This window comes from Rhodoferax sp., from assembly GCF_030653815.1.
Taxonomy (GTDB): domain Bacteria; phylum Pseudomonadota; class Gammaproteobacteria; order Burkholderiales; family Burkholderiaceae_C; genus Rhodoferax.
Window position 1 is genome coordinate 51,798 of record NZ_JAURYQ010000023.1, and the last position, 20,300, is coordinate 72,097.

Genomic DNA, 20,300 nt, shown 5'->3' on the forward strand with positions numbered 1-20,300 from the left:
ATTTAGCTTCAGTCCAGCAAAAACTCGACCACGGCTTGCACCTGGTCGTTGGCAACAAAGGTGGGCGCATGGCCGACACCGGCAAATTCAATCAGCCTGGCCTTGGGGCCACGCTGGGTCATGGCTTGGGCGGTCTGCGGCGACAACAAGTCGGAGTCGGCGCCGCGTATCAGCAGGGTCTGCGCGCTGATGTGGTCGTAGGCCTGCCACAACAGGGCCTCGCCCTGGGCGGTGGATTCGGGGGTGGCGGCGGCAAACGGCCTGGCCAACGCGGGGTCATAGTGCAGCGTGAGGCGGCCACTGCCGTCGGGCAGGGGTTTCAGCATGGGGCGGCACAGCGCCAGCCACTGTGCCGGGGTGTGCGGGCCGAAGGTACTGGAAGTCACCCACATCGCATCGGCGGCCTGCTGCTCGGTGGCAAAGGCGCCGGTTTTACCGAGGTACTGGCCGATGCGCTGCAGCGCCTGCCACTCCAGCGCAGGGCCGACGTCGTTGAGCACCAGACGGCGCACTTTGGCAAAGGCCGGGGCTTCGGGCAGGCCCGCCACCACCATGCCGATGAGGCCGCCCATGCTGGTGCCGACCCAGTCGAGCGTGCTGGCTTGCAGCTGTTGCAGCAGGGCCAGCATGTCAGCCGCGTAAAAAGGAATCTGGTAGCCCTGGGGGTCCTTGAGCCAGTCGCTCTGGCCGCGTCCGACCACGTCAGGGCAGACCACGCGCAGGCTGTGGCCGGCGCTGGCGGCGTGGGCGCACAGGGCTCGGGCGAGCACGTCGAAGTCGCGGCCCTGGCGGGTCAGGCCATGCACGCACAGCACCACGTGGCCGCTGTCGGGCTGGCCCCATTGCCAGTAGGCCATGCGGTGGCCGCCCTGGGCGTCGGGACAGGTGACAAATTCGAGGGAGGGTTGCGACATGGCGAAATGGGCGATCAAAAGGGAGGCGGGATAATGAGCGGGAGGCATGTGCCCATGGCGTCTGGCAGGCACATGGCGACATCCTAATTCAAACTGGGACCCATCTGGTTCGGACTTGGCTTAATCAATTATTTTTTTCGGAGAATTACCCCATGCTTAAAGGTAAAACAGCGCTTGTGACCGGTTCCACCAGCGGCATTGGACTGGGCATTGCCAAGGCCCTGGCGGCCCAGGGTGCCAACATTGTCATGAACGGCTTTGGCGACGTGTCGGGTGCCCAGGCCGAAGCGGCCGCCCTGGGCGTGGCGGTGGCTTACCACGGTGCCGACATGAGCCGACCTGAGGAGATTGCCGCCATGATGGCTTATGCGGTCGAGCAATTTGGCCAGGTCGACATTCTGGTGAATAACGCTGGCATTCAGCATGTGGCGCGCATCGAGAACTTCCCCGCAGAGCGCTGGGACGCCATCATTGCCATCAACATGAGCAGCGCCTTCCACGCCACGCGGCTGGCGCTGCCGGCCATGCAGGCAGCAGGCTGGGGCCGCATCATCAATGTGGCGTCAGTGCACGGGCTGGTGGCCTCGGCAGAAAAATCGGCTTATGTGGCGGCCAAGCACGGCGTGGTGGGGCTGACCAAGGTGACCGCACTGGAAAACGCCACGACCGGCGTCACCTGCAACGCCATTTGCCCGGGCTGGGTGTTGACGCCCCTGGTGCAAAAGCAGGTGGACGCCAAAGCCGCCGTGTTGGGTGTGTCCAATGACGAAGCCAGGAATTTGCTGCTGGGTGAAAAAGAGCCGTCAATGCAGTTCACCACCCCCGAAGAGCTGGGCGCGCTGGCGGTGTTTTTCTGCTCGCCCGCCGGCAACAATGTGCGCGGCGTGGCCTGGAACATGGACGGCGGCTGGGCCGCGCAGTAAATCAGGGCCTGACGTAAGCCCAGCCCTCGTTCTGTCGGTTCATGATCTGAATGACACCGGCGGGCACGTAGCTGATGGACTGGTTCATGTCGGCCTTGACGAGTTTTTGGGCAGTCATGGTGTTTTCGCAAGCCACCACCTTGACGCCTGATTTGATCGCGTCATTGACCCGATTGGCTGTGACCGCGTCAAACTTGAGCATGCCGATGCCCGGGCCAAAGGCCACAATTTCTACCTGAACCTTGTCGGCGCCCAGCTCTTTTTGGGCGTTGCCGGCCACGTTCAGTGCGAGGTTCCACTTGGCGGCGTCGCCGTCACTGACCTGCATCACGATACGCGGTGCGGGCGCGGGCGGTGTGCTGGCGCAGCCAGTGGCCAACAAGGACGCGCCAGTGATGGCGAGGGCGATAAACAGGGTTCTGCGGTTCATGGGCAAGGCCTCCAGGCAATTGAGTTGGACCCGGCATGTTAGGCAAGCCTTATGGCGCTGGCTACGCGTGTAAACCCGAACACCGCTATTTCAACTGCACCGACCCCGACACGTTGACGCTGACCTGGCTCAGCCCCGCTTCCAGGGGGACGGGGGACGACTCGTCGGCCGCCGAGCGGACGTTGGCGGCCATCATGTAAGGGCGCACCGGGCCGGGTTGGTTGGCGTTGATGTGGATTTCGCCCAGGGTGTAGCCGGTAAAGCCGAAGCCTTTGGCAATCTCGGTGGCGTTTTTCTGAAACTCCGCAATGGCCTGGTTTTGGGCTTGCGCCTGCGCCTCCTGGCGCTGCTGAACGCTCATGCCGAAGACCACGCTGGCAACGCTGAGGGTTTGCAACTGCGCCGCGGTCTGGCTGATGCGCACGAAGTCACGGCCCTGCAAAATGAGCTCGGCCGTGCCCTGCCAGCCCACCAGTTTGCCGTTGCGGTCGTGCCGCGGCGACAAGCCAAAGCGCCCGGTGCTGACCGTCATTTGGGGACTTTGCGCCTGGCGCCGGGCCAGGGTCAACGCAGTATCAAGCGCGGTCTTGAGCTGGTTTTGCACCTCTGGCGCACTGCTGCCCTCGCGCTGGGTGCTGAGCGTCAGCGTGAGTTCGTCCTGCGGCACCTGGACCGTGGCGCTGGCCGACAAGTTGACGCGTTGCGTTGGCAGGGCTTGCGCCTGGTTTTGAGAAAAAGCGGATTGCGTCGCCACCAGCACAAGGCCGGCGGCTAGCCATTGGGTAAAGTTTTTCATGTTTTTGATCCTAGTGGATGGATGTCGGTGGTCGTCACGAAATTTGTAACAGCATGTCAACGTGCTTAAAAAAATTAAAAAACTTGCCGTCAAACACGCAAAATCGCGCTTGTTACAAATTGCTCCGGGGGAAAGTATGTCTGGAAATTCTGATCATGTTGACAAAATTTTGGTGGTGGACGACGACGCCCGCATTCGCGACCTGCTGCGCCGCTACCTGACCCAGGAGGGTTTTGAGGTATTGCAAGCCGAAGACGGCAAGGCGCTCACCCGGGTGCTGTTGCGCGAACCGGTCGACCTGATTGTGCTCGACCTGATGATGCCGGGCGAGGATGGCTTGTCAATTTGCCGGCGCCTGCGCGGCGGCAATGACCGCACGCCGATCATCATGCTGACCGCCAAGGGTGAGGACATTGACCGCATCGTGGGTCTGGAGCTGGGCGCCGACGATTATCTGGGCAAGCCCTTCAACCCGCGCGAGCTGCTGGCCCGCATCCACGCCGTGCTGCGCCGCCGACCGCCAGTGGAGGCGCCGGGGTCGCCCTCGGCCGACAACGAGACCATCTGTTTTGGCCCCTTCAGCTTTGACCTGGGTGCGCGCATCTTGCGCAAGGACCAGGAAGAAATTCCCCTGACCACGGGTGAATTCGCCATGCTCAAGGCGCTGGTGCGGCACCCACGGCAACCGCTGTCGCGTGAAAAGCTGGCGCAGCTGGCCCGGGGCCGTGACTTTGAGCCGTTTGACCGCAGCCTGGATGTGCAGGTGTCGCGACTGCGCAAGCTCATCGAGCTCGACGCCACGGTGCCGCGCTACATCCAGACGGTGTGGGGTGTCGGCTACGTGTTTGTCCCCGATGGCAACTAAATCGGGCTTGAGCCTGTTTTGGCGCACCTTTGTGCTGCTGGCGCTGCTGCTGCTGGGCAGTGTGCTGGCCTGGACGCAAACGCTGAACGAGCTCGAATCGGAACCACGGGCGATCCAGACGGCGCGGCAAATTGCCTCGCTGGTCAACATGAGCCGGGTGGCGGTGATGCACTCGGATGGCATTGCCCAGGTCTCGCTGTTCAAGTCCATGAAGGACCAGGAGGCGGTGGTGATCAAGCTGCGCGAACCCAATGACATGGTGCAAGCCCTGAGGCAGGACGAGCACAACCGTGTCATCGAAGCCGAACTCAAAGAACGGCTCGGTCCGAACACACCGGTGGCCGGGCAAGTCAACGGTGAAGCCGGCCTGTGGATTGGCTTTGACATCAACAAGGACCATTTCTGGCTGCAAACCGATCTGTCGCGCTTTGACCGGCCCAAGGCCAAGACCTGGCTGGTCTGGCTGAGCACCGCGACCGTGCTGTCGCTGCTGGGGGCGGCGTGGATTGCGGGCTTGATCAACCGGCCGCTGAAAGACCTGTCGTTTGCCGCCCGGCGGGTGCGTGAAGGCGACTTTGAGGCCAGCCAGCTGGATGAGTCGGTGGTGACCAGCGAGATTCGGGCGGTCAACATCGGCTTTAACCGCATGACCCAAAAACTGGCCAAGATTGAGGAGGAGCGCGCCGTGATGCTGGCCGGCATTTCACACGACCTGCGCACCCCGCTGGCACGGCTGCGGCTGGAGACCGAGCTCAGCGTGAACGACCCCGCTGCCCGCGAGCACATGGCCAACGACATTGCGCAACTGGACGCCATCATCAACAAGTTCCTGGATTACGCGCGACCTGACTACGTCAAGTTCAGTCCGGTGGCACTTGACCCGCTGCTGGAGCAGTGCCTGGGCACCCTGCGCAAGCGCCCTGAGCTTGAGCTGAAACTTGCCTTGGAGCAAGGACTGGTGGTGCAGGCAGACGCAGTGGAACTGCAACGCGTGATCACCAACCTGATCGAGAACGCGGCGCGTTACGGCAAGTCAGCCGACACCGGCGTGGCGCTGGTGGAGCTGTCGGCGCGCCGAATGGACAGCACCGTGTTGCTGCGCGTGCGCGACCATGGCCTGGGCGTGCCCAATGACCAGCTCAAGCAGCTCACCACACCCTTTTTTCGCGGTGAAGCAGCCCGTACCGCCGCCAACGGCACCGGGTTGGGGCTGGCGATCGTGCAAAAAATTGTCTCGCGCATGGGCGGCACGCTGGAGCTCAGCAATGCCAGCGATGGCGGTCTGTGCGTCAACATCCGGCTGCAGTTGGCCGAGGCGAGTTGACAGCCATCGGCCCGAGACGGGCCTGCCACAAAGGCAGGGCTGCCACAAAAATAGTTCAGTTTTTGGTACGTGGCGGCAGACCGGTGTGCTGGGTCAGCAGCTGGCCGGGCCTGGGGGTTTTGCCTGCGGCGGTGCTGGAGTTCTTGCGCCGGGCGCTGGTGTAGCTGCCGTCGGTCATGGGCTGGAACGTGGGGATCAAATGGTGCTTGCCGTTGCCGATCAAATCGGCCCGGCCCATGGCCTTGAGCGCGTCGCGCAGCAGCGGCCAGTTGTTGGGGTCGTGGTAGCGTAAAAAGGCCTTGTGCAAACGGCGTCGGCGTTCGCCGCGCACCACGTCGACGCGCTCGGCGCGGTCATCGCGGTGGATGCCCTTGAGCGGGTTCAGGTCGGTGTGGTACATGGCCGTGGCCGTGGCCATGGGGCTGGGGTAGAAGGTCTGCACCTGATCGGCGCGGAAGCCGTTTTTCTTCAGCCAGATGGCCAGGTTCATCATGTCTTCGTCGCTGGTGCCGGGGTGGGCGGCGATGAAGTACGGGATCAAAAACTGCTTTTTGCCGGATTCCGCGTTGTACTTGTCAAACAGGGTCTTGAACTTGTCGTAGGTGCCCATGCCGGGCTTCATCATCTTGGACAAGGGCCCTTGTTCGGTGTGTTCGGGCGCAATCTTGAGGTAGCCGCCGACATGGTGCTGTACCAGTTCCTTGACGTATTCGGGGCTTTGCACCGCCAGGTCGTAACGCACGCCCGAGCCAATCAAAATCTTCTTGACGCCTTTCAAGGCCCGGCCGCGGCGGTAGATGTTGATGAGCGGCTGGTGGTCGGTGCCCAGGTTGGAGCAGATGCCGGGGAAAACGCAGCTGGGTTTGCGGCAGGCGGCTTCGATCTCGGGGCTTTTGCAGCCCAGCCGGTACATGTTGGCGGTGGGGCCGCCGAGGTCGGAAATGGTGCCGGTGAAGCCCTTGACCTTGTCGCGCACATCCTCGATTTCCTTGATGATCGACTCTTCAGAGCGGCTCTGGATGATGCGGCCTTCGTGCTCGGTGATCGAGCAAAAAGTGCAGCCGCCAAAGCAGCCGCGCATGATGTTGATGGAGAAGCGGATCATTTCCCAGGCCGGGATCTTGGTGGCGTGGTCATGGCTGCCGTTGGCGTCGGCATAACTCGGGTGCGGGCTGCGCGCATAAGGCAGGCCAAAGACCTGGTCCATCTCGGCGGTGGTGAGCGGGATGGGCGGCGGATTCAGCCACACGTCGCGCGCGGTGGCGCCCTCCCCGTGCGCCTGCACCAGGGCTCTGGCGTTGCCGGGGTTGGTCTCCAAATGCAGCACGCGGTTGGCGTGGGCGTAGAGCACCGGGTCGGATTTGACCTGCTCGTAGCTCGGCAGCCGGATCACGGTGCGGTCGCGTGGGGGCAGGGTTTGTTTGCCCGCACGTGCGGGAAGCGCGGGGTTGGGCATGAAGGTGAGGGGTTTGACGACGTCGTTGCGATCCATGACGGCCGGAGCATTGCCATCTTCCTTCGAGCACGACGTTCCCTGCGCTGCCGCCTGTTCACTGGTGGTCTGGTAGGGGTTGATGTGGGACTCGACCAGGCCGGGCACGTCGACATCGGTGGAGTCGATCTCGAACCAGCCCAGGCGGGTGTCGTCGTCGGTGCGGCGCACAAAGGCGGTGCCGCGCACGTCGGTGATGTGTTCAATGGCTTCGCGCCGGCTCAGGCGGTGGGCCACCTCCACCAGGGCGCGCTCGGCGTTGCCGTACAGCAGCAGGTCGCACTTGGCGTCGACCACGATGCTGCGGCGCACCTTGTCGCTCCAGTAGTCGTAGTGGGCGATGCGGCGCAGGCTGCCCTCGATGCCGCCCAGGATGATGGGCACGTCTTTGTAGGCCTCGCGGCAGCGCTGGCTGTAGACGATGGCCGCGCGGTCGGGCCGCTTGCCGCCCACATCGCCGGGAGTGTAGGCGTCGTCGGTGCGGATCTTGCGGTCGGCCGTGTAGCGGTTGATCATGCTGTCCATGTTGCCGGCCGTCACACCCCAGAACAGGTTGGGTTTGCCCAGCGCCTTGAAGGGCTCGGCGCTTTGCCAGTCGGGCTGCGCGATGATGCCGACACGAAAGCCCTGTTCTTCCAGCATGCGGCCGATCACGGCCATGCCGAAGCTGGGGTGGTCGACATAGGCGTCACCCGTGACCAGCACCACGTCGCAGCTGTCCCAGCCGAGTTGCTCCATCTCGGCGCGGCTCATCGGCAGGAACGGCGCCGTGCCAAAGCGGGCCGCCCAGAACTTGCGGTAGCTGGACAGCGGCTTGGCGGCGCGCGGGAAAAAAGAGACGTCAACGGGGGCGTTCATGGGCATTCAGGGTCGGGGGACAGGGGGCGAGTGTAAGGTTTTGGGGTATCGAGCGTTATCAGCATGGTCATTGCCGACCCGGTCTGCGGCAAAAGCAGCTATAGAATCCTCACCGCGCCGCAAGGCGCATTCGCTAGGGGTGTTGTGCTGCCGGATTTGCCGGCAGGACGACTGAGAAAGTCCCTTTGAACCTGATTGAGGTAATCCTCGCGCAGGGAAGCAGGTTAAAAACCGGTGCTCGCCGCCTTCTCTGGCGAGGTTTTCCACCCCTTTCGACCGCCGACCTGCCAACTTTTTGCATGGAGCAAACAGATGGCAAAAACAAATTCTTCTGATTCCAGCCAGGCCGCCGCGCCCAACACGGCGCTGCTGCCCGTGCCCGCCTCCGAGCGGGTGTTCAACTGGCACAACCACGCCGCGCTGTGGTTCAGCCTGGGTGTGGGCCTGCTGGTGATGCAGGTGGGCGCCTACCTGGTGCCGGCGGTGGGCAGCCGCGATGCGGCCATCGCCATCGTGCTGGGCTCGCTGATTGGCGCCGGTTTGCTGGCCTGGACTGCGCGACTGGGCTGTCAGACCGGTTTGTCAAGCGCGGCACTGATGCATGCCACCTATGGCAGCGCCTTTGCCCGCCTGCCGGTGCTGCTGAACATGGCGCAACTGATCGGCTGGACCACGTTCGAGCTGGTCATCATGCGCGACGGCACCGCGGCCATTGGCCAGCAATCCTTGGGCCTGAGACTTGACGGCGTCGAAGGCCGGGTGCTGACCACGCTGCTGTGGGGCGGCGTGTTGGTGCTGCTGCTGTCGCGCCCGATGACGCAACTGGTGCGCAAAATTGTCAGCCGGGTGGCGTTGCCGCTGGTGATTGCCTCGCTGCTGTGGCTGACCTGGCAGTTTGGCGGCCAGGTGCAAGCGCTGGGGTTGGAGGCGTTTTGGGCGCGCCCGGGCAACGGCAGCATGGGCATGTTGTCAGCCATGGACCTGGTGATGGCGATGCCGGTGTCATGGCTGCCGCTGGTGGCTGACTACGCGCGTTACGGCAAATCAGGCAAAAGCGCCATGAGCGGCACCTGGCTCGGCTATGCACTGGCCAACATCTGGTGCTACGCGCTGGGCGTGATGGTGGTGACGGTGGCGGCACCGGGCACCGATCTGGTCAGCGCCCTGCTGCTGGCCCAGGGCGGCCTGCTGGCCCTGACGCTGATTTTGGTGGACGAGGTGGACAACGCGTACGGCGACGTGTATTCAGGCGCGGTGTCGGGCCACAGCATCAAGCCGGGCTGGAGCGTGCGCCAATGGGGCCTGGCGCTGGCCGTGGTGTGCACCGGCCTGGCGCTGGTGCTACCAATGCACAGCCTGGAGCCGTTTTTACTGATGCTGAGCTCGGTCTTCGTGCCGCTGTACGGCGTGATTCTGGGCCGCCTGGCACTGTCGGGCGGGGCTGTGGTTCGCAATGACAAAGCGGTGGACTGGTCCGCCGCGCTGCTGTGGCTGGGCGGCATTGGCTGCTACCACGCGCTGGCGCAATTTGCACCGCAATTTGGTGCGGCGCTGCCGACGCTGGCGGCCACGTTTGTGCTGGCCTGGCTGACGCGCCCGGTCACAGTACTGGCCTCGACCGGGATCAAAGCATGAACATCACCATCCTGGGTGCCGGCCTGATGGGTCGGCTGCTGGCTTGCTCTTTGGCACGCACTGGCCACAGCTTGACCGTCTATGAAGCCGCCGCAGCCGATTCACGCCGCGCCGCCGCGTTTGCAGCGGCTGCCATGCTGGCACCTTTGGCCGAGTCGGCCGTGGCAGAAGACACGGTGGTGCGCATGGGTCAATATGGCCTGACGCGCTGGCCCGAGCTTATCGCCGAACTCGATGCCCCGGTGTTCTTCCAGCAGCAGGGCACGCTGGTGGTCTGGCACCGCCAGGACGCGGCAGAGGCACAGCGCTTTGGTCAATTGCTGGCCGCCACCGGCAAGCGACTGCCCAGCCTGCCCACCCAAAAAACACTGGATGCGGCAGGGCTGGACCAGTTGGAGCCCGGCCTGGGCGCGCACTTTGCACAGGGCCTGTACCTGCCCGGCGAAGGCCAGCTGGACAACCACCAGCTGATGGACGCGCTGCTGGCCCAAATGCAGCGCCTGCAGGTCAGCCTGCACTGGAACACAGCGCGCAGCCCGGGCGACTTTGCCCCGGGCCAGACCGGTCAGCCTGACTGGGTGCTGGACTGCCGCGGCCTGGGCGCGCAACCCCAATGGCCAGGCTTGCGCGGTGTGCGTGGCGAGATCATCACCCTGCACGCCCCCAACGTGACGCTGTCGCGCCCGACCCGGCTGATTCACCCGCGTTACCCGATCTACATCGCGCCCAAGCAGGACGGTTATTTTTTGGTGGGTGCCACAGAAATCGAATCGGACGACACGTCGCCCGTGAGTGTGCGCTCTTGCCTGGAGCTGCTGAGCGCGGCCTACACGGTGGACCCCGCTTTTGGCGAGGCACGCATTGTGGAGCTGGTGGCGCAGTGCCGCCCCACCCTGCCCGACAACCTGCCTGAAGTGCGCTATTTGGGCGCGCGTTGCCTGCAGGTCAACGGCCTGTATCGCCACGGCTACCTGATCGCCCCGGCCATGGTGGATGTGGTGCTGCAGTTGATGGATGACGGACGTTCGGCATTGGCAGAAAATATGAATTGCCGCGTTGCTGATGTTGCCGGGGCTGTCATTGCGAGCGAAGCGCGGCAATCCATGAACCCGGTTGCCCAGGAGCCTGCTTGATGTCCCCCGTCATCTCGGTTCACATCAACGGCCGGGCCTTCACCCTGTCCGCCCCCGCCACACTGGCGGACGCGGTGGCGCTGTTGCAGTTGAAGCCGCCTTTTGCCGCCGCCGTCAATCTGCAGTTCGTCCCCAATACCCGGTACCACCACACGCCCTTGTCCGACGCCGACCAGATTGACCTGATCGCGCCGGTCACCGGGGGCTAGGAAACCCCTCCATGAACCTGAATTCGAACCCACCCACCGACGCCCTGGTGCTCTACGGCCAGACCTTTGCCAGCCGCCTGCTGCTGGGCACCTCGCGTTATCCGTCGCCCGGCGTGCTGCAAGCGGCCATCAAGCTGGCGCAGCCGGCCATGCTGACCGCCTCGCTGCGCCGGCAAAACCTGCAACCCGGCGAGGCCACGCCCAACCGCTTCTGGGCCATGCTGGCCGAACTGAAGGTGCCGGTGCTGCCCAACACCGCCGGTTGCCACAGCGTGCAGGAAGTCATCGCCACGGCCCACATGGCGCGCGAGGTGTTTGGCACGCCCTGGCTCAAGCTGGAGCTGATCGGCGATGACTACACGCTGCAGCCCGACACCCTGAACCTGGTGGAGGCGGCCAGCAGGCTGATCAAGGACGGTTTTCTGGTGCTGCCCTATTGCACCGAAGACCTGGTGCTGTGCCAGCGCCTGGTCGATGTCGGTTGCCAGGCCATCATGCCCTGGGCGGCGCCGATCGGCACCGGCAAGGGCCCGCTCAACCCCCACGCGCTGCGCACCCTGCGCGAGCGCCTGAATGTGCCGCTGCTGGTGGACGCCGGTCTCGGTTTGCCGTCGCACGCGTGCCAGGTGATGGAATGGGGCTTTGACGGCGTGCTGCTCAACACCGCCGTGGCACTGGCGCAGGACCCGGTGCGCATGGCCGGCGCTTTTGCCGATGCAACACGGGCCGGCCGGGCCGCGTTTTTGTCGGGCGTGATGCCCGAACACGACAGCGCGCAGCCCAGCACCCCGGTGCTGGGCACGCCGTTCTGGCACCAGGCCTGAAACCATCGCCATGCAAGATCTGAACACCATGGCCACCTTGGCCGGCGAGATCATCCGCCGGCACAGCCATCTGGCACTGCAGGCGAACCCATTGGATCGGCTGCCGATGGCGCTAGCAGCCATGCCTGCGGCGCTCACCGAGCCCATCCCACAAGCGGTGTATGCCGCCTGCCGTGCGCTGGACTTCATCGACATCGATGCCCATTGCGTGGCCAGCGCCTGGCAGCGGCAAAACGAACGCACCAGCCAATTTGATGCCAGCGTCTGGCCCGCCGAGCCACAGGACTTTGATTTGCGTGTTTTGCCTGTCATTGCGAGCGAAGCGTGGCAATCCATGAATTCAGGGGCCATGGATTGCCACGGCGCTGACGCGCCTCGCAATGACGAATCAAGTGGTGCGTGCTTCGACGCTTTTGCCCCCTGCCCGCAGCAGTTGGGCCTTTACGCGGTGCTGCCCGATGCGGCCTGGGTCGGGCGCATGGCGCGGGCCGGGGTGCCGACGGTGCAGTTGCGCTTCAAGTCGGACGACCCGGCGGCCGTCCGGCGTGAGGTGGCGGCGGCGGTGCGGGCGGTGCACGGCACCGGCGCGCTGCTGTTCATCAACGACCATTGGCAGGCGGCCATCGCGGCCGGGGCCTATGGCGTGCACCTGGGCCAGGAAGACCTGGAAGGGCTGGGCGGCGCTGACCTGAACGCGATCCGCACCGCCGGACTGCGCCTGGGGCTGAGCAGCCACGGCTATGCCGAGATGCTGCGCGCGGCCGCGGTGCAACCGAGCTACATCGCCATGGGGGCCGTTTACGCCACCACGCTCAAGCGCATGGCCACACCGCCGCAGGGCCCGGCGCGGCTCAAGGTGTATGCCGCGCTGCTGCGGCACCTGCCCACGGTGGCGATTGGCGGCATCGACGCCGCGCGGCTGCCCGAGGTGCTGGCCAGCGGCGTGGGTTCGGTGGCTGTGGTGCGGGCGCTGGTGGCCGCAGACCAGCCCGAGGCGCGGGTGGCGGCGCTGAAGGCGATGTTTTAGAGCGCGCGCAGCTGCATCGGCAGCGGCGCAAAACCGTGGTTGAGCGGGCCTTCGCCCTGCCCGGTTTTGACCGAAGCACCGGCCTGCAGCGCCTGGCGCACAAAGTCACGCGCCTGTTGCACGGCCTGCGCCAGTGTGGCGCCCAGCGCCAGGTGCGCGGCAATGGCGCTCGACAGCGTGCAGCCGGTGCCGTGGGTGTTGGCGGTGGCGATGCGCGGGGCCTCCATCCAGATCGGGGGGGCGCCGGCCTGCAGCAGCAGGTCTGTGACCACCTCACCCGCCAGGTGCCCGCCCTTGAGCAGCACGGCGCGCGCGCCGCGCGCCAGCAGTTCGGCCGCCGCCTGCGCCATGTCGTGCGCACTGGTGAGCGGGCGACCGACCAGCAGCGCGGCTTCGTCAAGGTTGGGCGTGATCAGCGCCGCGCGCGGAAACAGCTCGGCCACCAGCACGGCGATGGCCGGGTCGTCGATGAGCTTGGCGCCGCTGGTGGCGACCATCACCGGGTCAAACACCACACGGCTGAGCTGATGGCGGTCGATGGCCTGCGCCACGGTGCGCACGATCTCGGGCGAATGCAGCATGCCCACCTTGACCGCGTTGGCGCCGATGTCGTCGAGCACCGCGTCGATCTGCGCGCGCAGCATGTCGGGCGGCACCGGGTGGATGGCGCGCACGCCGCAGGTGTTCTGCGCGGTGAGCGCGGTGATGGCCGTCATGCCGAAGCAGCCCAAAGCGGCAAAAGTCTTGAGGTCGGCCTGGATGCCGGCACCGCCGCCGCTGTCGGAGCCGGCAATCGACAGGACGCGCGGGTATTGGTGGATTTGTTGAATCGTCATGGTGTTGGCTGTGCCTTGAGAATGTCCTGAAATGACCGGGCGGCCGCCCGCGGGTCTGGCGCCGAACAGATGGCGCTGACCACGGCCAGGCCGTCGGCACCAGCTTGCAGCACCGCGGCCGCGTTGCCCTGGTGGATGCCGCCAATGGCCACCAGTGGCAGCTCGGTCATGGTGCGCACCTGGCGCACGCCCGCCAGCCCCCAGGGTATGGCGGTGTCGGTTTTGGTGGGCGTGGCGTAGACCGGGCTGATGCCGAGGTAGTCCACCGGCAGGCGGGCCGCGCGCGCCACATCGGCCAGGTTTTCCACCGACAGGCCGATGAACACCCCGGGCGGCAGCAGTTGCCGCGCCAGCGCCACCGGCATGTCAGACTGCCCCAGGTGCACGCCCTGGGCGCCACAGGCCAGCGCCACATCCATGCGGTCGTTGATGATGAGGGGCACGTCGAACGGTGCCAACAGGTCTTTCACCGCCAGCGCCAACGCCACGAAGTCGCGCGTGGCCAGCGTTTTTTCGCGCAACTGGACACAGCGCACGCCACCCTGCACGGCCGCCAGCAGCACATCGGCCAGGGTGCGCCCGCGCAGGCTGGCCTGGTCGGTGACCAGGTAGAGGCGCAGGGCCTCGGCCAATGGAAGACGCATGGTGTCAGGCGCTGACGCTGAGCTTGAGTCCATCAACAAAGGTGGCTTCGTCAAGCAACTGGAGCTGGTCGAGCAGCGCGATTTGCAGGCTGCCCACGCCCTGGCCTTGCGCCTGCACTTGCCGTGCAGCCACTTCGCCCACCACACCCAAATAGGCCATGGCCGACACGGTGGCGCGCCAGGCATCGGGCTGCACCGCGCAAAACGCCCCCACCAGCGCCGTGGCCGAGCAGCCCACGCCGGTGATGCGGGTCATCCACTCATGGCCGTTGGCCAGGCTGGCGTGGCGACCGCTGGCGTCGAGCACCTGGTCCACCGGGCCGCTGACGCACACCACGCCGCCACTGCGCTGGGCCAAATCACGCGCGGCCTGCAGCGCATCGGCCACGGCGGCGCCACTGTCGACACCCCGGGTTTTGGCGGCCGTGCCCGCCACACTCATGATCTCCGAGGCATTGCCGCGAATGACGCCCGGCATGGCCTGGCGCAGGATGGCCTGGATGCTTTCGTTGCGGTAGCGGGTGGCGCCCGCGCCCACGGGGTCGAGCACGGTGGGAATGCCGCGCGCGGTGGCCACGTCGAGGGCCTGGCACATGCTGTTGATCCAGTAGGGCTCGAGCGTGCCGATGTTGAGCACCAGCGCCTGGGCTATTGCCGCCATGTCGGCCACTTCCTCGTGGGCGTGCGCCATCACGGGCGAGGCGCCCATGGCCAGCAGCACGTTGGCGTTGAAGTTCATGACCACCAGGTTGGTGATGGAGTGCACCAGCGGGCGCCGGGCGCGCACCGCGAGCACATCGGCCCAGAGATCGGAGGGCAACAGGGGGGATGCTTGTTTGGCCATGGCAGATTCCATCAATTGATCGGGGCCGCTCAGGCACAAGCTGTGTTGTGAACGCTTTCCTACGCTGGCACGACCCAGATCAGGTTCCAAGAGTATTTTCTCAGCCACCCGACCGGGCGGCACCTCTAGCTCCCCTAATTATGACGCAGCCTCAAAATCAAAATAGCAAACCGACACTCAAAGAATTCCAGACTGTCAACGGCTGAAACCCGGCTGCGTTAACATGAGTTTGACACCGCCGCGTCAGTTGGCGCGGTGGCATTCAGGCTCAATTTATTGGCTGCTCAATGACTGATACCCACGCTCTCGATGCCTTGCCGCTTTTTCCGCTGGAACTGGTGCTGTTTCCGGGGGGCTTCCTGCCTTTGCGGATTTTTGAGGTGCGTTACCTCGACATGGTGAGCCAGTGCGAGAAGACCGGCGCGCCGTTTGGCGTGGTGACGCTGACCCGCGGCAACGAGGTGCGCACCGCGGCCGGCGACCTGGCGGGTGGCGCCAAAACCAGCCAGGCGGTTTTTCACCCGGTGGGCACGCTGGCGCGCATCACCCAATTGAGCCGGCCGCAGCCGGGCCTGATCATGATCAGTTGCACCGGGGCGCAGCGTTTTGAGGTCGGGCAGACCGAATTGCTCAAGCATGGTTTGTGGACAGGCCGGGCCAAACTGCTGCGGGACGACCAGAGCGTGCCGATACCCGAGGATTTGCTGCCCGTGGCAAGTGCCCTGGCGCGCGTGCTGGACACTCTGAAGGCGCAGGGTGTGACGCCGGAGCAGATGCCGATTCAGCCGCCTTATGCGCTGCATGACTGCGCCTGGGTGGCCAACCGCTGGTGTGACCTGCTGCCCATGGCGCTGGCGCAAAAACACCGGCTGATGACGCTCGACAACCCGCTGCTGCGGCTGGAACTGGTGAGCGATTTGCTGGAGCGCAACGGCATCGCTACTTGACACTTTCAGCGCCCAGCGCCAGCAATTGCATGACCGCACGCACCTGCGCGGGGGTGACACCGGGCGCCGGCGCCAGCCCCCAAAGGTGGTCGCGCAGCTGGGCGTAATAGGCCAGGTAGTTGCCCGGTGGCTGAGGCGCGGCACTGCGCACCGACACCGGGGCCGCGACCCCGCTGATATTGGCCATGCGCAGCAGCTGGCCGGGCTGCGGGTCCCGGCCCCAGTCCTCGAGCGCCGCCAGCTGCGGGCGCTGGCCGGCCTTGAGGGCGTCTTCTTGAACGTCGAGCCCAAACTTGGTGAAGCTGCCCTCGGTGCCGTGCGCCGTCCAACGCGGCCCCGGCTCGGCCACCAGCGTGCTGGCGTGCAGGATCACGCGCAGCCCGCCCTGCGGTCTGTCATAACGCAGCACGGCGTGAAACCAGTCGTTGACCTGGGCGCCGTCGCGCACATTGGCCTGCTCCAGCAGCAGGGCATCAGGCCGGCCAAACAGCACCAGGGCCTGGTCCACCAGGTGCGGCCCGAGGTCGTACCAGAGGCCCGAGCCGGGCAGGTTCTGCTCGCGCCAGCGCACCGGCACCGCCGGGCGGTAACGGTCAAAATTTGAGTTCACCTGCACCACCCGGCCCAACTGGCCGCTGTCCAGGACCTGCTGCAGCGCCAGAAAGTCGCTGTCGAAGCGCCGGTTCTGAAACACCGTGAGCACCCTGCCCTGCTGCTCTGCCAGCGCAAGCAGGGTTTCGGTCTCGGCCAGGGTCACGGTGCAGGGTTTGTCGACCACCACATGTTTGCCTGCCTGCAGAGCGGCCCGTGCCAGTTCGAAATGGCTGTCATTGGGCGTGGCGATGACGACCAGGTCAATGGCGGGGTCGGCCAGGGCGGCGCCGACGGAGGCCAGACAGGGCACGCCGGGCCAGTCGCGCTGCACCGCCTCGTGCTGGCGCGTGACGATGCAGGCCAGCCGCAGGCCGGGCAAGCCGGTGATGAGGGGGGCGTGAAAGATGCGACCGGCGCCGCCGTAGCCGATCAGGGCAACCTGCACGGGCGCCGCGTGGGTGGGCTGTGGGGTGATGGGTGGCGGGTTCATGCCAGGATCATCACAGAAAATCGCGCACAATTTGGCCATGCTTCATTTTTTGCCCGCACCCCTCAACAGTGCCCTTGCCAGCACACTGATGCTGCTCAATATCTTGTTCTGGGTGCCGGTGTTGCTGCTGGTGGCCACCGTCAAGCTGCTGCTGCCGTTCAGGCGGGTGCGGCTGGCGATCGACCCGGTGCTGCTGCGCATCGCCGAGGCCTGGATTGCCGGCAACAGCGGCTGGATGCGCCTGACCCAGCCGATGCAGTGGGAGGTGAGCGGCCTGCAGGCCTTGAACCCGTGCCAGTGGACCCTGGTGATTTGCAACCACCAGTCGTGGGTCGATATTTTGGTGCTGCAGCATGTGCTGAACCGGCGCATTCCGCTGCTGAAGTTTTTTTTGAAAAAACAGCTGATCTGGGTGCCCATCATGGGCCTGGCCTGGTGGGCGCTGGAGTTTCCGTTCATGCGCCGGCACAGCGAGGCGTATTTGCAAAAACACCCGCAGGAGCGCGGCAAGGATGCCGCCACCACCCGCGCCGCCTGCGAAAAATACGCGCTGGTGCCCACCAGCGTGATGAATTTTGTCGAGGGCACGCGTTTTACCCGGTCCAAACAGCAACGCCAGCAGTCACCCTACCGGCACCTGCTCAAGCCCAAGGCCGGCGGCATCAGCCTGGCGCTCGATGCCATGGGCGAGAAGTTTGGCGCGGTGCTCGACATCACCATCGCCTACCCGGACGGCACGCCCAATTTCTGGCAGTTTTTGCAGGGCCGCGTGCCGCGGGTCATCGTGCAGGCCCGCACGCTGGCGGTGCCAAGGCTTGGCGCCGACACGCCCGGCGACGCCGCGCAGGCATTACGCGCCTTGTGCCAGGACTGGATCAATCAGGTGTGGAGCGACAAGGATGCGCTGCTGGAGCAGCTTTTGACCGAGAAAAAATCAAGAATTAACTTTAAATAATGTTTTTAACTATTTGATTTAGTTAAATTTATTTAAAAAATTAGAGAAATCAACGCAGGTGCTTGAATAGCTTGGCCCGGAACATTTCAGGAATGCCGAGCCGGCGCGGGCCAGCCACCAATTCAAAGGAGTCGCCGGCTTGCAGCGTGCCGGGTACCTCCACCGCCAGGTAAAAACCGCAGCAGCCGTGCTGGGCCATGAGCTTGCTGGCATGGGAGAAACCCATGGCGGCGTTGAATTTGTAACAGGGTTCGCGCGGCTGCGTGACACGCAGTGCACAGCGGGCAAATTGCAGCACGTCGCCCACCCACACCCCGGTTTCGAGCAAACCGGCCAGGCTCAGGTTTTCACCCAGACTGCCCCAGGGCAGTGCATCGTCGATGCCACCCAGCCCGGCGTCGGCGCGGGCCTGGCGCCAGAACGGGTAGTGTTCGCTCGGGTAGGCATAGACCGCCTTGTCAAGGCCGCCATGCACCGACAGGTCGGCCTGCTCGTCACCGGCCAGGCCCAGCGGCATGACCTCGAGGCGGCCGGCGACCGGTTGTTTGTGGATGGCGGTGAGCACGTTGCGGTCGTGGATCCGGACACGCCGGGCGCTGCCGGTCTGCAAACTCAAAAGTTGGGGCATGAGGGTCACTTGAACGGTGAATCGAAGGTACTGGCCTTGCCACTGGCATACTCTACAGGCCAAAACCCCATTATCAGGACACTGCCGATGCTCGCCCGCCTGTTGCGCACCATATACCTTTTTCAATTGCTGGCTGGCGGACTGCTGGGCTTGTATGCGGCGGATCGCCTGGGCCTGAGCGGTGCTGCCGCAGTGGCGGTCGTGCTGCTGTGCTCGGTGCTGCTGCCCCTGCTGCTGCAATTGAGCGTGATCAGCGTGAGTGCGGTTCAGTCGCGCCCGAGCCTGGCGGGCCGCCATTGGTGGCGGGCTTTTGGCGGGGAATTTTTGGCCGCGCTGCGCATCTTCTGGTTTCAACTGCCCTGGGCCAATCCGAAAAACGAGGTGTGGTGCCCGGACGTGCCACAGCCAATGCAAGCTTGGCGGGTGCCGGTGCTGCTGGTGCATGGCTACATTTGCAACGAGCGGGTGTGGGACAAAATGGCACGGGCGCTGCATGAGGCGGGGCATCCGGTGCTGGCCATCACGCTGGAGCCCTTGTTTGGCTCGATTGACGATTACGCACCCCAAATTCAGCAAGCCGTGCAGCAACTGCAGCAAGCCAGCGGCGCGGCGCGGGTGGCGCTGGTGGGGCACAGCATGGGCGGGCTGGCGATTCGGGCCTGGATGCGCAGCCACGGCAGCGCCGACGTGGCCAAAGTCATCACCCTGGGAACCCCCCATCAGGGAACCCAGATGGCAAGTTGGTCGCCCACCACGAACGCGGCACAAATGGTCTGGCGCAGCCCCTGGCTGCAAGCCCTGCAGGCCAACGAGACCGCTGCCACCCGGCAATTGATGCACATTGCCTTGACGCGGCATGACAACATTGTTTTTCCCCAGCGCGAGCAGGTGCTGCCCGACGCCTACGTGACCGAGTTTGAGGGCATGGGCCATTTGGAACTGTGTCTGGACGCCCGGGTGATCGGGTACGTGCTGCAAAAACTACACTGATCACGTTAATCCAGCAGCAAAGTTAGCAAAAATCGGCGTGGAGCTCGCTATAATCCTAGGCTTTGCTGGCAAACCTCCGCTGCCTGATCAACTTTTAAGCGGAGAAAATCGCAAATGCTTTGGTTTTAGGCCCGATCTTCCCGAAACCCGACGTTTGCACATATAGGATCTCTTGACGTAATGACAACCATCCGTGTTAAAGACAACGAACCCTTTGACGTCGCACTGCGCCGCTTCAAACGCACCATCGAAAAGCTGGGCCTGCTGACTGACTTGCGCGCGCGCGAGTTCTACGAAAAGCCCACTTCCGAGCGTAAGCGCAAGAAAGCTGCTGCTGTCAAACGCAATTACAAGCGCATCCGCGCCATGCAATTGCCCAAGAAAATGTATTGAACCTGTTGTTCTGACAGGGCTGCTACAGCCTCTTGATCAAGCTCGCCGGGGACGCTCAGGCGGGCTTTTTTTATGCCCAATCCACTCACAGGAGTCATAGATATGTCACTCAAAGACCAAATTACCGAAGACATGAAGAACGCCATGCGCGCCAAGGACAGCGAGCGCCTGGGCACCATCCGGCTGCTGCTGGCTGCAGCCAAACAAAAAGAAGTCGATGAACGCGTGGTGCTGGACGATGCCGCCGTGATTGGGATCGTGGACAAGCTCATCAAGCAGCGCAAGGACTCCGTGGCCGCTTACACCCTAGCCAATCGCATGGATCTGGCGGACAAGGAAAGCGCGGAGATTCTGGTGCTGCAAGCCTACTTGCCGCAGCGCCTCAGCGCCGAAGAAGTCAGCACGGCGGTGCAAGCCATCGTGGCCCATCTGGATGCCAAGGGGCCGGGTGACATGGGCAAGGTGATGGCCGCTGTCAAGGCCCAACTGGCCGGCAAGGCAGACATGGCCATGGTGTCACAAGCCGTCAAAACAGCACTGGCGGGCTGA

22 protein-coding genes and 2 riboswitches are annotated in these 20,300 nt (G+C 64.5%); of the genes, 13 read left to right on the forward strand and 9 right to left on the reverse strand.

The window, feature by feature from the left end; translation table 11 throughout:
- Nucleotides 1-8 precede the first annotated feature (8 nt).
- Nucleotides 9-914: an alpha/beta fold hydrolase gene (locus Q7U49_RS08335; protein WP_304763726.1), complete on the reverse strand. Its 906-nt coding sequence runs from the start codon at nt 912-914 to the stop codon at nt 9-11.
- A gap of 152 nt (nt 915-1,066) precedes the next feature.
- Here Q7U49_RS08335 and Q7U49_RS08340 point away from each other — a divergent pair, with 152 nt between their 5' ends.
- Nucleotides 1,067-1,837: a 3-hydroxybutyrate dehydrogenase gene (locus tag Q7U49_RS08340; RefSeq protein ID WP_304763727.1), complete on the forward strand. Its 771-nt coding sequence runs from the start codon at nt 1,067-1,069 to the stop codon at nt 1,835-1,837.
- 1 nt (nt 1,838) lies between these two features.
- Here the strand turns inward: Q7U49_RS08340 and Q7U49_RS08345 are convergent, their stop codons facing one another.
- Nucleotides 1,839-2,267 (reverse strand): DsrE family protein, encoded by a 429-nt coding sequence (locus Q7U49_RS08345; RefSeq protein ID WP_304763728.1) that lies wholly within the window; start codon nt 2,265-2,267, stop codon nt 1,839-1,841.
- 85 nt (nt 2,268-2,352) lie between these two features.
- Nucleotides 2,353-3,063 (reverse strand): SIMPL domain-containing protein, encoded by a 711-nt coding sequence (locus Q7U49_RS08350; protein ID WP_304763729.1) that lies wholly within the window; start codon nt 3,061-3,063, stop codon nt 2,353-2,355.
- A gap of 136 nt (nt 3,064-3,199) precedes the next feature.
- Here Q7U49_RS08350 and ompR point away from each other — a divergent pair, with 136 nt between their 5' ends.
- Together ompR and Q7U49_RS08360 are read left to right on the forward strand one after the other, a co-directional pair.
- Nucleotides 3,200-3,928 carry a two-component system response regulator OmpR gene (gene ompR, locus Q7U49_RS08355; protein ID WP_304763730.1) on the forward strand — a complete coding sequence of 243 codons (729 nt, stop codon included), beginning with the start codon at nt 3,200-3,202 and terminating at the stop codon, nt 3,926-3,928.
- The gene (locus Q7U49_RS08360) at nt 3,918-5,252 is read left to right on the forward strand and encodes an ATP-binding protein (RefSeq protein WP_304763731.1); all 1,335 of its coding nucleotides are present in this window, start codon (nt 3,918-3,920) and stop codon (nt 5,250-5,252) included. Before ompR ends, Q7U49_RS08360 begins: the two co-directional genes overlap by 11 nt.
- A gap of 55 nt (nt 5,253-5,307) precedes the next feature.
- On the opposite strand, the gene Q7U49_RS08365 is transcribed toward Q7U49_RS08360, so the two are convergent.
- On the reverse strand, nt 5,308-7,602 hold the full coding sequence (locus tag Q7U49_RS08365; RefSeq protein ID WP_304763732.1) for a YgiQ family radical SAM protein: 2,295 nt from the start codon (nt 7,600-7,602) through the stop codon (nt 5,308-5,310).
- 125 nt (nt 7,603-7,727) lie between these two features.
- Nucleotides 7,728-7,837, forward strand: a riboswitch (TPP riboswitch).
- A 77-nt stretch (nt 7,838-7,914) separates the two neighbouring features.
- Between Q7U49_RS08365 and Q7U49_RS08370 the strand changes: the two genes are divergently transcribed.
- The 5 genes from Q7U49_RS08370 to Q7U49_RS08390 are packed head-to-tail and all read left to right on the forward strand — an operon-like array spanning nt 7,915 to nt 12,430.
- The gene (locus Q7U49_RS08370; protein ID WP_304763733.1) at nt 7,915-9,237 is read left to right on the forward strand and encodes a cytosine permease; all 1,323 of its coding nucleotides are present in this window, start codon (nt 7,915-7,917) and stop codon (nt 9,235-9,237) included.
- Nucleotides 9,234-10,370: an FAD-dependent oxidoreductase gene (locus Q7U49_RS08375; RefSeq protein WP_304763734.1), complete on the forward strand. Its 1,137-nt coding sequence runs from the start codon at nt 9,234-9,236 to the stop codon at nt 10,368-10,370. The genes Q7U49_RS08370 and Q7U49_RS08375 overlap by 4 nt, the downstream gene beginning before the upstream one ends.
- A gap of 11 nt (nt 10,371-10,381) precedes the next feature.
- Nucleotides 10,382-10,579, forward strand: coding sequence for a sulfur carrier protein ThiS (thiS, locus tag Q7U49_RS08380; RefSeq protein ID WP_370653986.1), 198 nt, complete (start codon nt 10,382-10,384; stop codon nt 10,577-10,579).
- Nucleotides 10,580-10,590: 11 nt separating this feature from the next.
- Nucleotides 10,591-11,403 carry a thiazole synthase gene (locus Q7U49_RS08385; RefSeq protein ID WP_304763736.1) on the forward strand — a complete coding sequence of 271 codons (813 nt, stop codon included), beginning with the start codon at nt 10,591-10,593 and terminating at the stop codon, nt 11,401-11,403.
- A gap of 10 nt (nt 11,404-11,413) precedes the next feature.
- Complete coding sequence (locus Q7U49_RS08390; protein WP_370653982.1) at nt 11,414-12,430, forward strand: thiamine phosphate synthase; 1,017 nt, start codon at nt 11,414-11,416, stop codon at nt 12,428-12,430.
- Here the strand turns inward: Q7U49_RS08390 and thiD are convergent.
- The 3 genes from thiD to thiM are packed head-to-tail and all read right to left on the reverse strand — an operon-like array spanning nt 12,427 to nt 14,754.
- The gene (gene thiD, locus Q7U49_RS08395) at nt 12,427-13,266 is read right to left on the reverse strand and encodes a bifunctional hydroxymethylpyrimidine kinase/phosphomethylpyrimidine kinase (protein WP_304763737.1); all 840 of its coding nucleotides are present in this window, start codon (nt 13,264-13,266) and stop codon (nt 12,427-12,429) included. The genes Q7U49_RS08390 and thiD overlap by 4 nt on opposite strands.
- Nucleotides 13,263-13,910, reverse strand: a complete 648-nt coding sequence (gene thiE, locus Q7U49_RS08400; RefSeq protein WP_304763738.1) for a thiamine phosphate synthase — start codon at nt 13,908-13,910, stop codon at nt 13,263-13,265. Before thiE ends, thiD begins: the two co-directional genes overlap by 4 nt.
- Nucleotides 13,911-13,914: 4 nt before the next feature.
- A complete protein-coding gene (thiM, locus tag Q7U49_RS08405) occupies nt 13,915-14,754 on the reverse strand; it encodes a hydroxyethylthiazole kinase (protein ID WP_304763739.1) in 840 nt (279 codons plus the stop codon).
- Nucleotides 14,755-14,793: 39 nt separating this feature from the next.
- Nucleotides 14,794-14,891, reverse strand: a riboswitch (TPP riboswitch).
- Nucleotides 14,892-15,041: 150 nt separating this feature from the next.
- Between thiM and Q7U49_RS08410 the strand changes: the two genes are divergently transcribed.
- On the forward strand, nt 15,042-15,701 hold the full coding sequence (locus Q7U49_RS08410) for an LON peptidase substrate-binding domain-containing protein (RefSeq protein ID WP_304763740.1): 660 nt from the start codon (nt 15,042-15,044) through the stop codon (nt 15,699-15,701).
- On the opposite strand, the gene Q7U49_RS08415 is transcribed toward Q7U49_RS08410, so the two are convergent.
- The gene (locus Q7U49_RS08415; protein WP_304763741.1) at nt 15,694-16,785 is read right to left on the reverse strand and encodes an oxidoreductase; all 1,092 of its coding nucleotides are present in this window, start codon (nt 16,783-16,785) and stop codon (nt 15,694-15,696) included. The two genes, Q7U49_RS08410 and Q7U49_RS08415, sit on opposite strands and share 8 nt — an antisense overlap.
- Nucleotides 16,786-16,822: 37 nt before the next feature.
- Here Q7U49_RS08415 and Q7U49_RS08420 point away from each other — a divergent pair, with 37 nt between their 5' ends.
- Nucleotides 16,823-17,740: an acyltransferase gene (locus Q7U49_RS08420; protein ID WP_304763742.1), complete on the forward strand. Its 918-nt coding sequence runs from the start codon at nt 16,823-16,825 to the stop codon at nt 17,738-17,740.
- 49 nt (nt 17,741-17,789) lie between these two features.
- On the opposite strand, the gene Q7U49_RS08425 is transcribed toward Q7U49_RS08420, so the two are convergent.
- Complete coding sequence (locus tag Q7U49_RS08425) at nt 17,790-18,368, reverse strand: MOSC domain-containing protein (RefSeq protein ID WP_304763743.1); 579 nt, start codon at nt 18,366-18,368, stop codon at nt 17,790-17,792.
- Between the two features lie 87 nt (nt 18,369-18,455).
- Here Q7U49_RS08425 and Q7U49_RS08430 point away from each other — a divergent pair, with 87 nt between their 5' ends.
- The 3 genes from Q7U49_RS08430 to Q7U49_RS08440 all read left to right on the forward strand — a co-directional run bounded on the left by Q7U49_RS08430 (nt 18,456) and on the right by Q7U49_RS08440 (nt 20,300).
- A complete protein-coding gene (locus Q7U49_RS08430; protein ID WP_304763744.1) occupies nt 18,456-19,358 on the forward strand; it encodes a triacylglycerol lipase in 903 nt (300 codons plus the stop codon).
- Nucleotides 19,359-19,538: 180 nt separating this feature from the next.
- On the forward strand, nt 19,539-19,751 hold the full coding sequence (rpsU, locus tag Q7U49_RS08435; protein ID WP_066085880.1) for a 30S ribosomal protein S21: 213 nt from the start codon (nt 19,539-19,541) through the stop codon (nt 19,749-19,751).
- A 102-nt stretch (nt 19,752-19,853) separates the two neighbouring features.
- Nucleotides 19,854-20,300: a GatB/YqeY domain-containing protein gene (locus tag Q7U49_RS08440; RefSeq protein ID WP_304763745.1), complete on the forward strand. Its 447-nt coding sequence runs from the start codon at nt 19,854-19,856 to the stop codon at nt 20,298-20,300.

Bases quoted from the DNA above. Each gene is read 5' to 3' on its own strand.
- Q7U49_RS08350 (WP_304763729.1), bottom strand. From the start codon at position 3,063: ATGAAAAACTTTACCCAATGGCTAGCCGCCGGCCTTGTGCTGGTGGCG.
- Q7U49_RS08370 (WP_304763733.1), top strand. From the start codon at position 7,915: ATGGCAAAAACAAATTCTTCTGATTCCAGCCAGGCCGCCGCGCCCAAC.
- ompR (WP_304763730.1), top strand. From the start codon at position 3,200: ATGTCTGGAAATTCTGATCATGTTGACAAAATTTTGGTGGTGGACGAC.
- Q7U49_RS08385 (WP_304763736.1), top strand. From the start codon at position 10,591: ATGAACCTGAATTCGAACCCACCCACCGACGCCCTGGTGCTCTACGGC.
- Q7U49_RS08375 (WP_304763734.1), top strand. From the start codon at position 9,234: ATGAACATCACCATCCTGGGTGCCGGCCTGATGGGTCGGCTGCTGGCT.
- Q7U49_RS08430 (WP_304763744.1), top strand. From the start codon at position 18,456: ATGCTCGCCCGCCTGTTGCGCACCATATACCTTTTTCAATTGCTGGCT.
- Q7U49_RS08365 (WP_304763732.1), bottom strand. From the start codon at position 7,602: ATGAACGCCCCCGTTGACGTCTCTTTTTTCCCGCGCGCCGCCAAGCCG.
- thiD (WP_304763737.1), bottom strand. From the start codon at position 13,266: ATGACGATTCAACAAATCCACCAATACCCGCGCGTCCTGTCGATTGCC.
- Q7U49_RS08340 (WP_304763727.1), top strand. From the start codon at position 1,067: ATGCTTAAAGGTAAAACAGCGCTTGTGACCGGTTCCACCAGCGGCATT.
- thiE (WP_304763738.1), bottom strand. From the start codon at position 13,910: ATGCGTCTTCCATTGGCCGAGGCCCTGCGCCTCTACCTGGTCACCGAC.
- Q7U49_RS08440 (WP_304763745.1), top strand. From the start codon at position 19,854: ATGTCACTCAAAGACCAAATTACCGAAGACATGAAGAACGCCATGCGC.
- Q7U49_RS08425 (WP_304763743.1), bottom strand. From the start codon at position 18,368: ATGCCCCAACTTTTGAGTTTGCAGACCGGCAGCGCCCGGCGTGTCCGG.
- Q7U49_RS08415 (WP_304763741.1), bottom strand. From the start codon at position 16,785: ATGAACCCGCCACCCATCACCCCACAGCCCACCCACGCGGCGCCCGTG.
- thiM (WP_304763739.1), bottom strand. From the start codon at position 14,754: ATGGCCAAACAAGCATCCCCCCTGTTGCCCTCCGATCTCTGGGCCGAT.
- Q7U49_RS08345 (WP_304763728.1), bottom strand. From the start codon at position 2,267: ATGAACCGCAGAACCCTGTTTATCGCCCTCGCCATCACTGGCGCGTCC.
- rpsU (WP_066085880.1), top strand. From the start codon at position 19,539: ATGACAACCATCCGTGTTAAAGACAACGAACCCTTTGACGTCGCACTG.
- Q7U49_RS08420 (WP_304763742.1), top strand. From the start codon at position 16,823: ATGCTTCATTTTTTGCCCGCACCCCTCAACAGTGCCCTTGCCAGCACA.
- Q7U49_RS08390 (WP_370653982.1), top strand. From the start codon at position 11,414: ATGCAAGATCTGAACACCATGGCCACCTTGGCCGGCGAGATCATCCGC.
- Q7U49_RS08410 (WP_304763740.1), top strand. From the start codon at position 15,042: ATGACTGATACCCACGCTCTCGATGCCTTGCCGCTTTTTCCGCTGGAA.
- Q7U49_RS08335 (WP_304763726.1), bottom strand. From the start codon at position 914: ATGTCGCAACCCTCCCTCGAATTTGTCACCTGTCCCGACGCCCAGGGC.
- Q7U49_RS08360 (WP_304763731.1), top strand. From the start codon at position 3,918: ATGGCAACTAAATCGGGCTTGAGCCTGTTTTGGCGCACCTTTGTGCTG.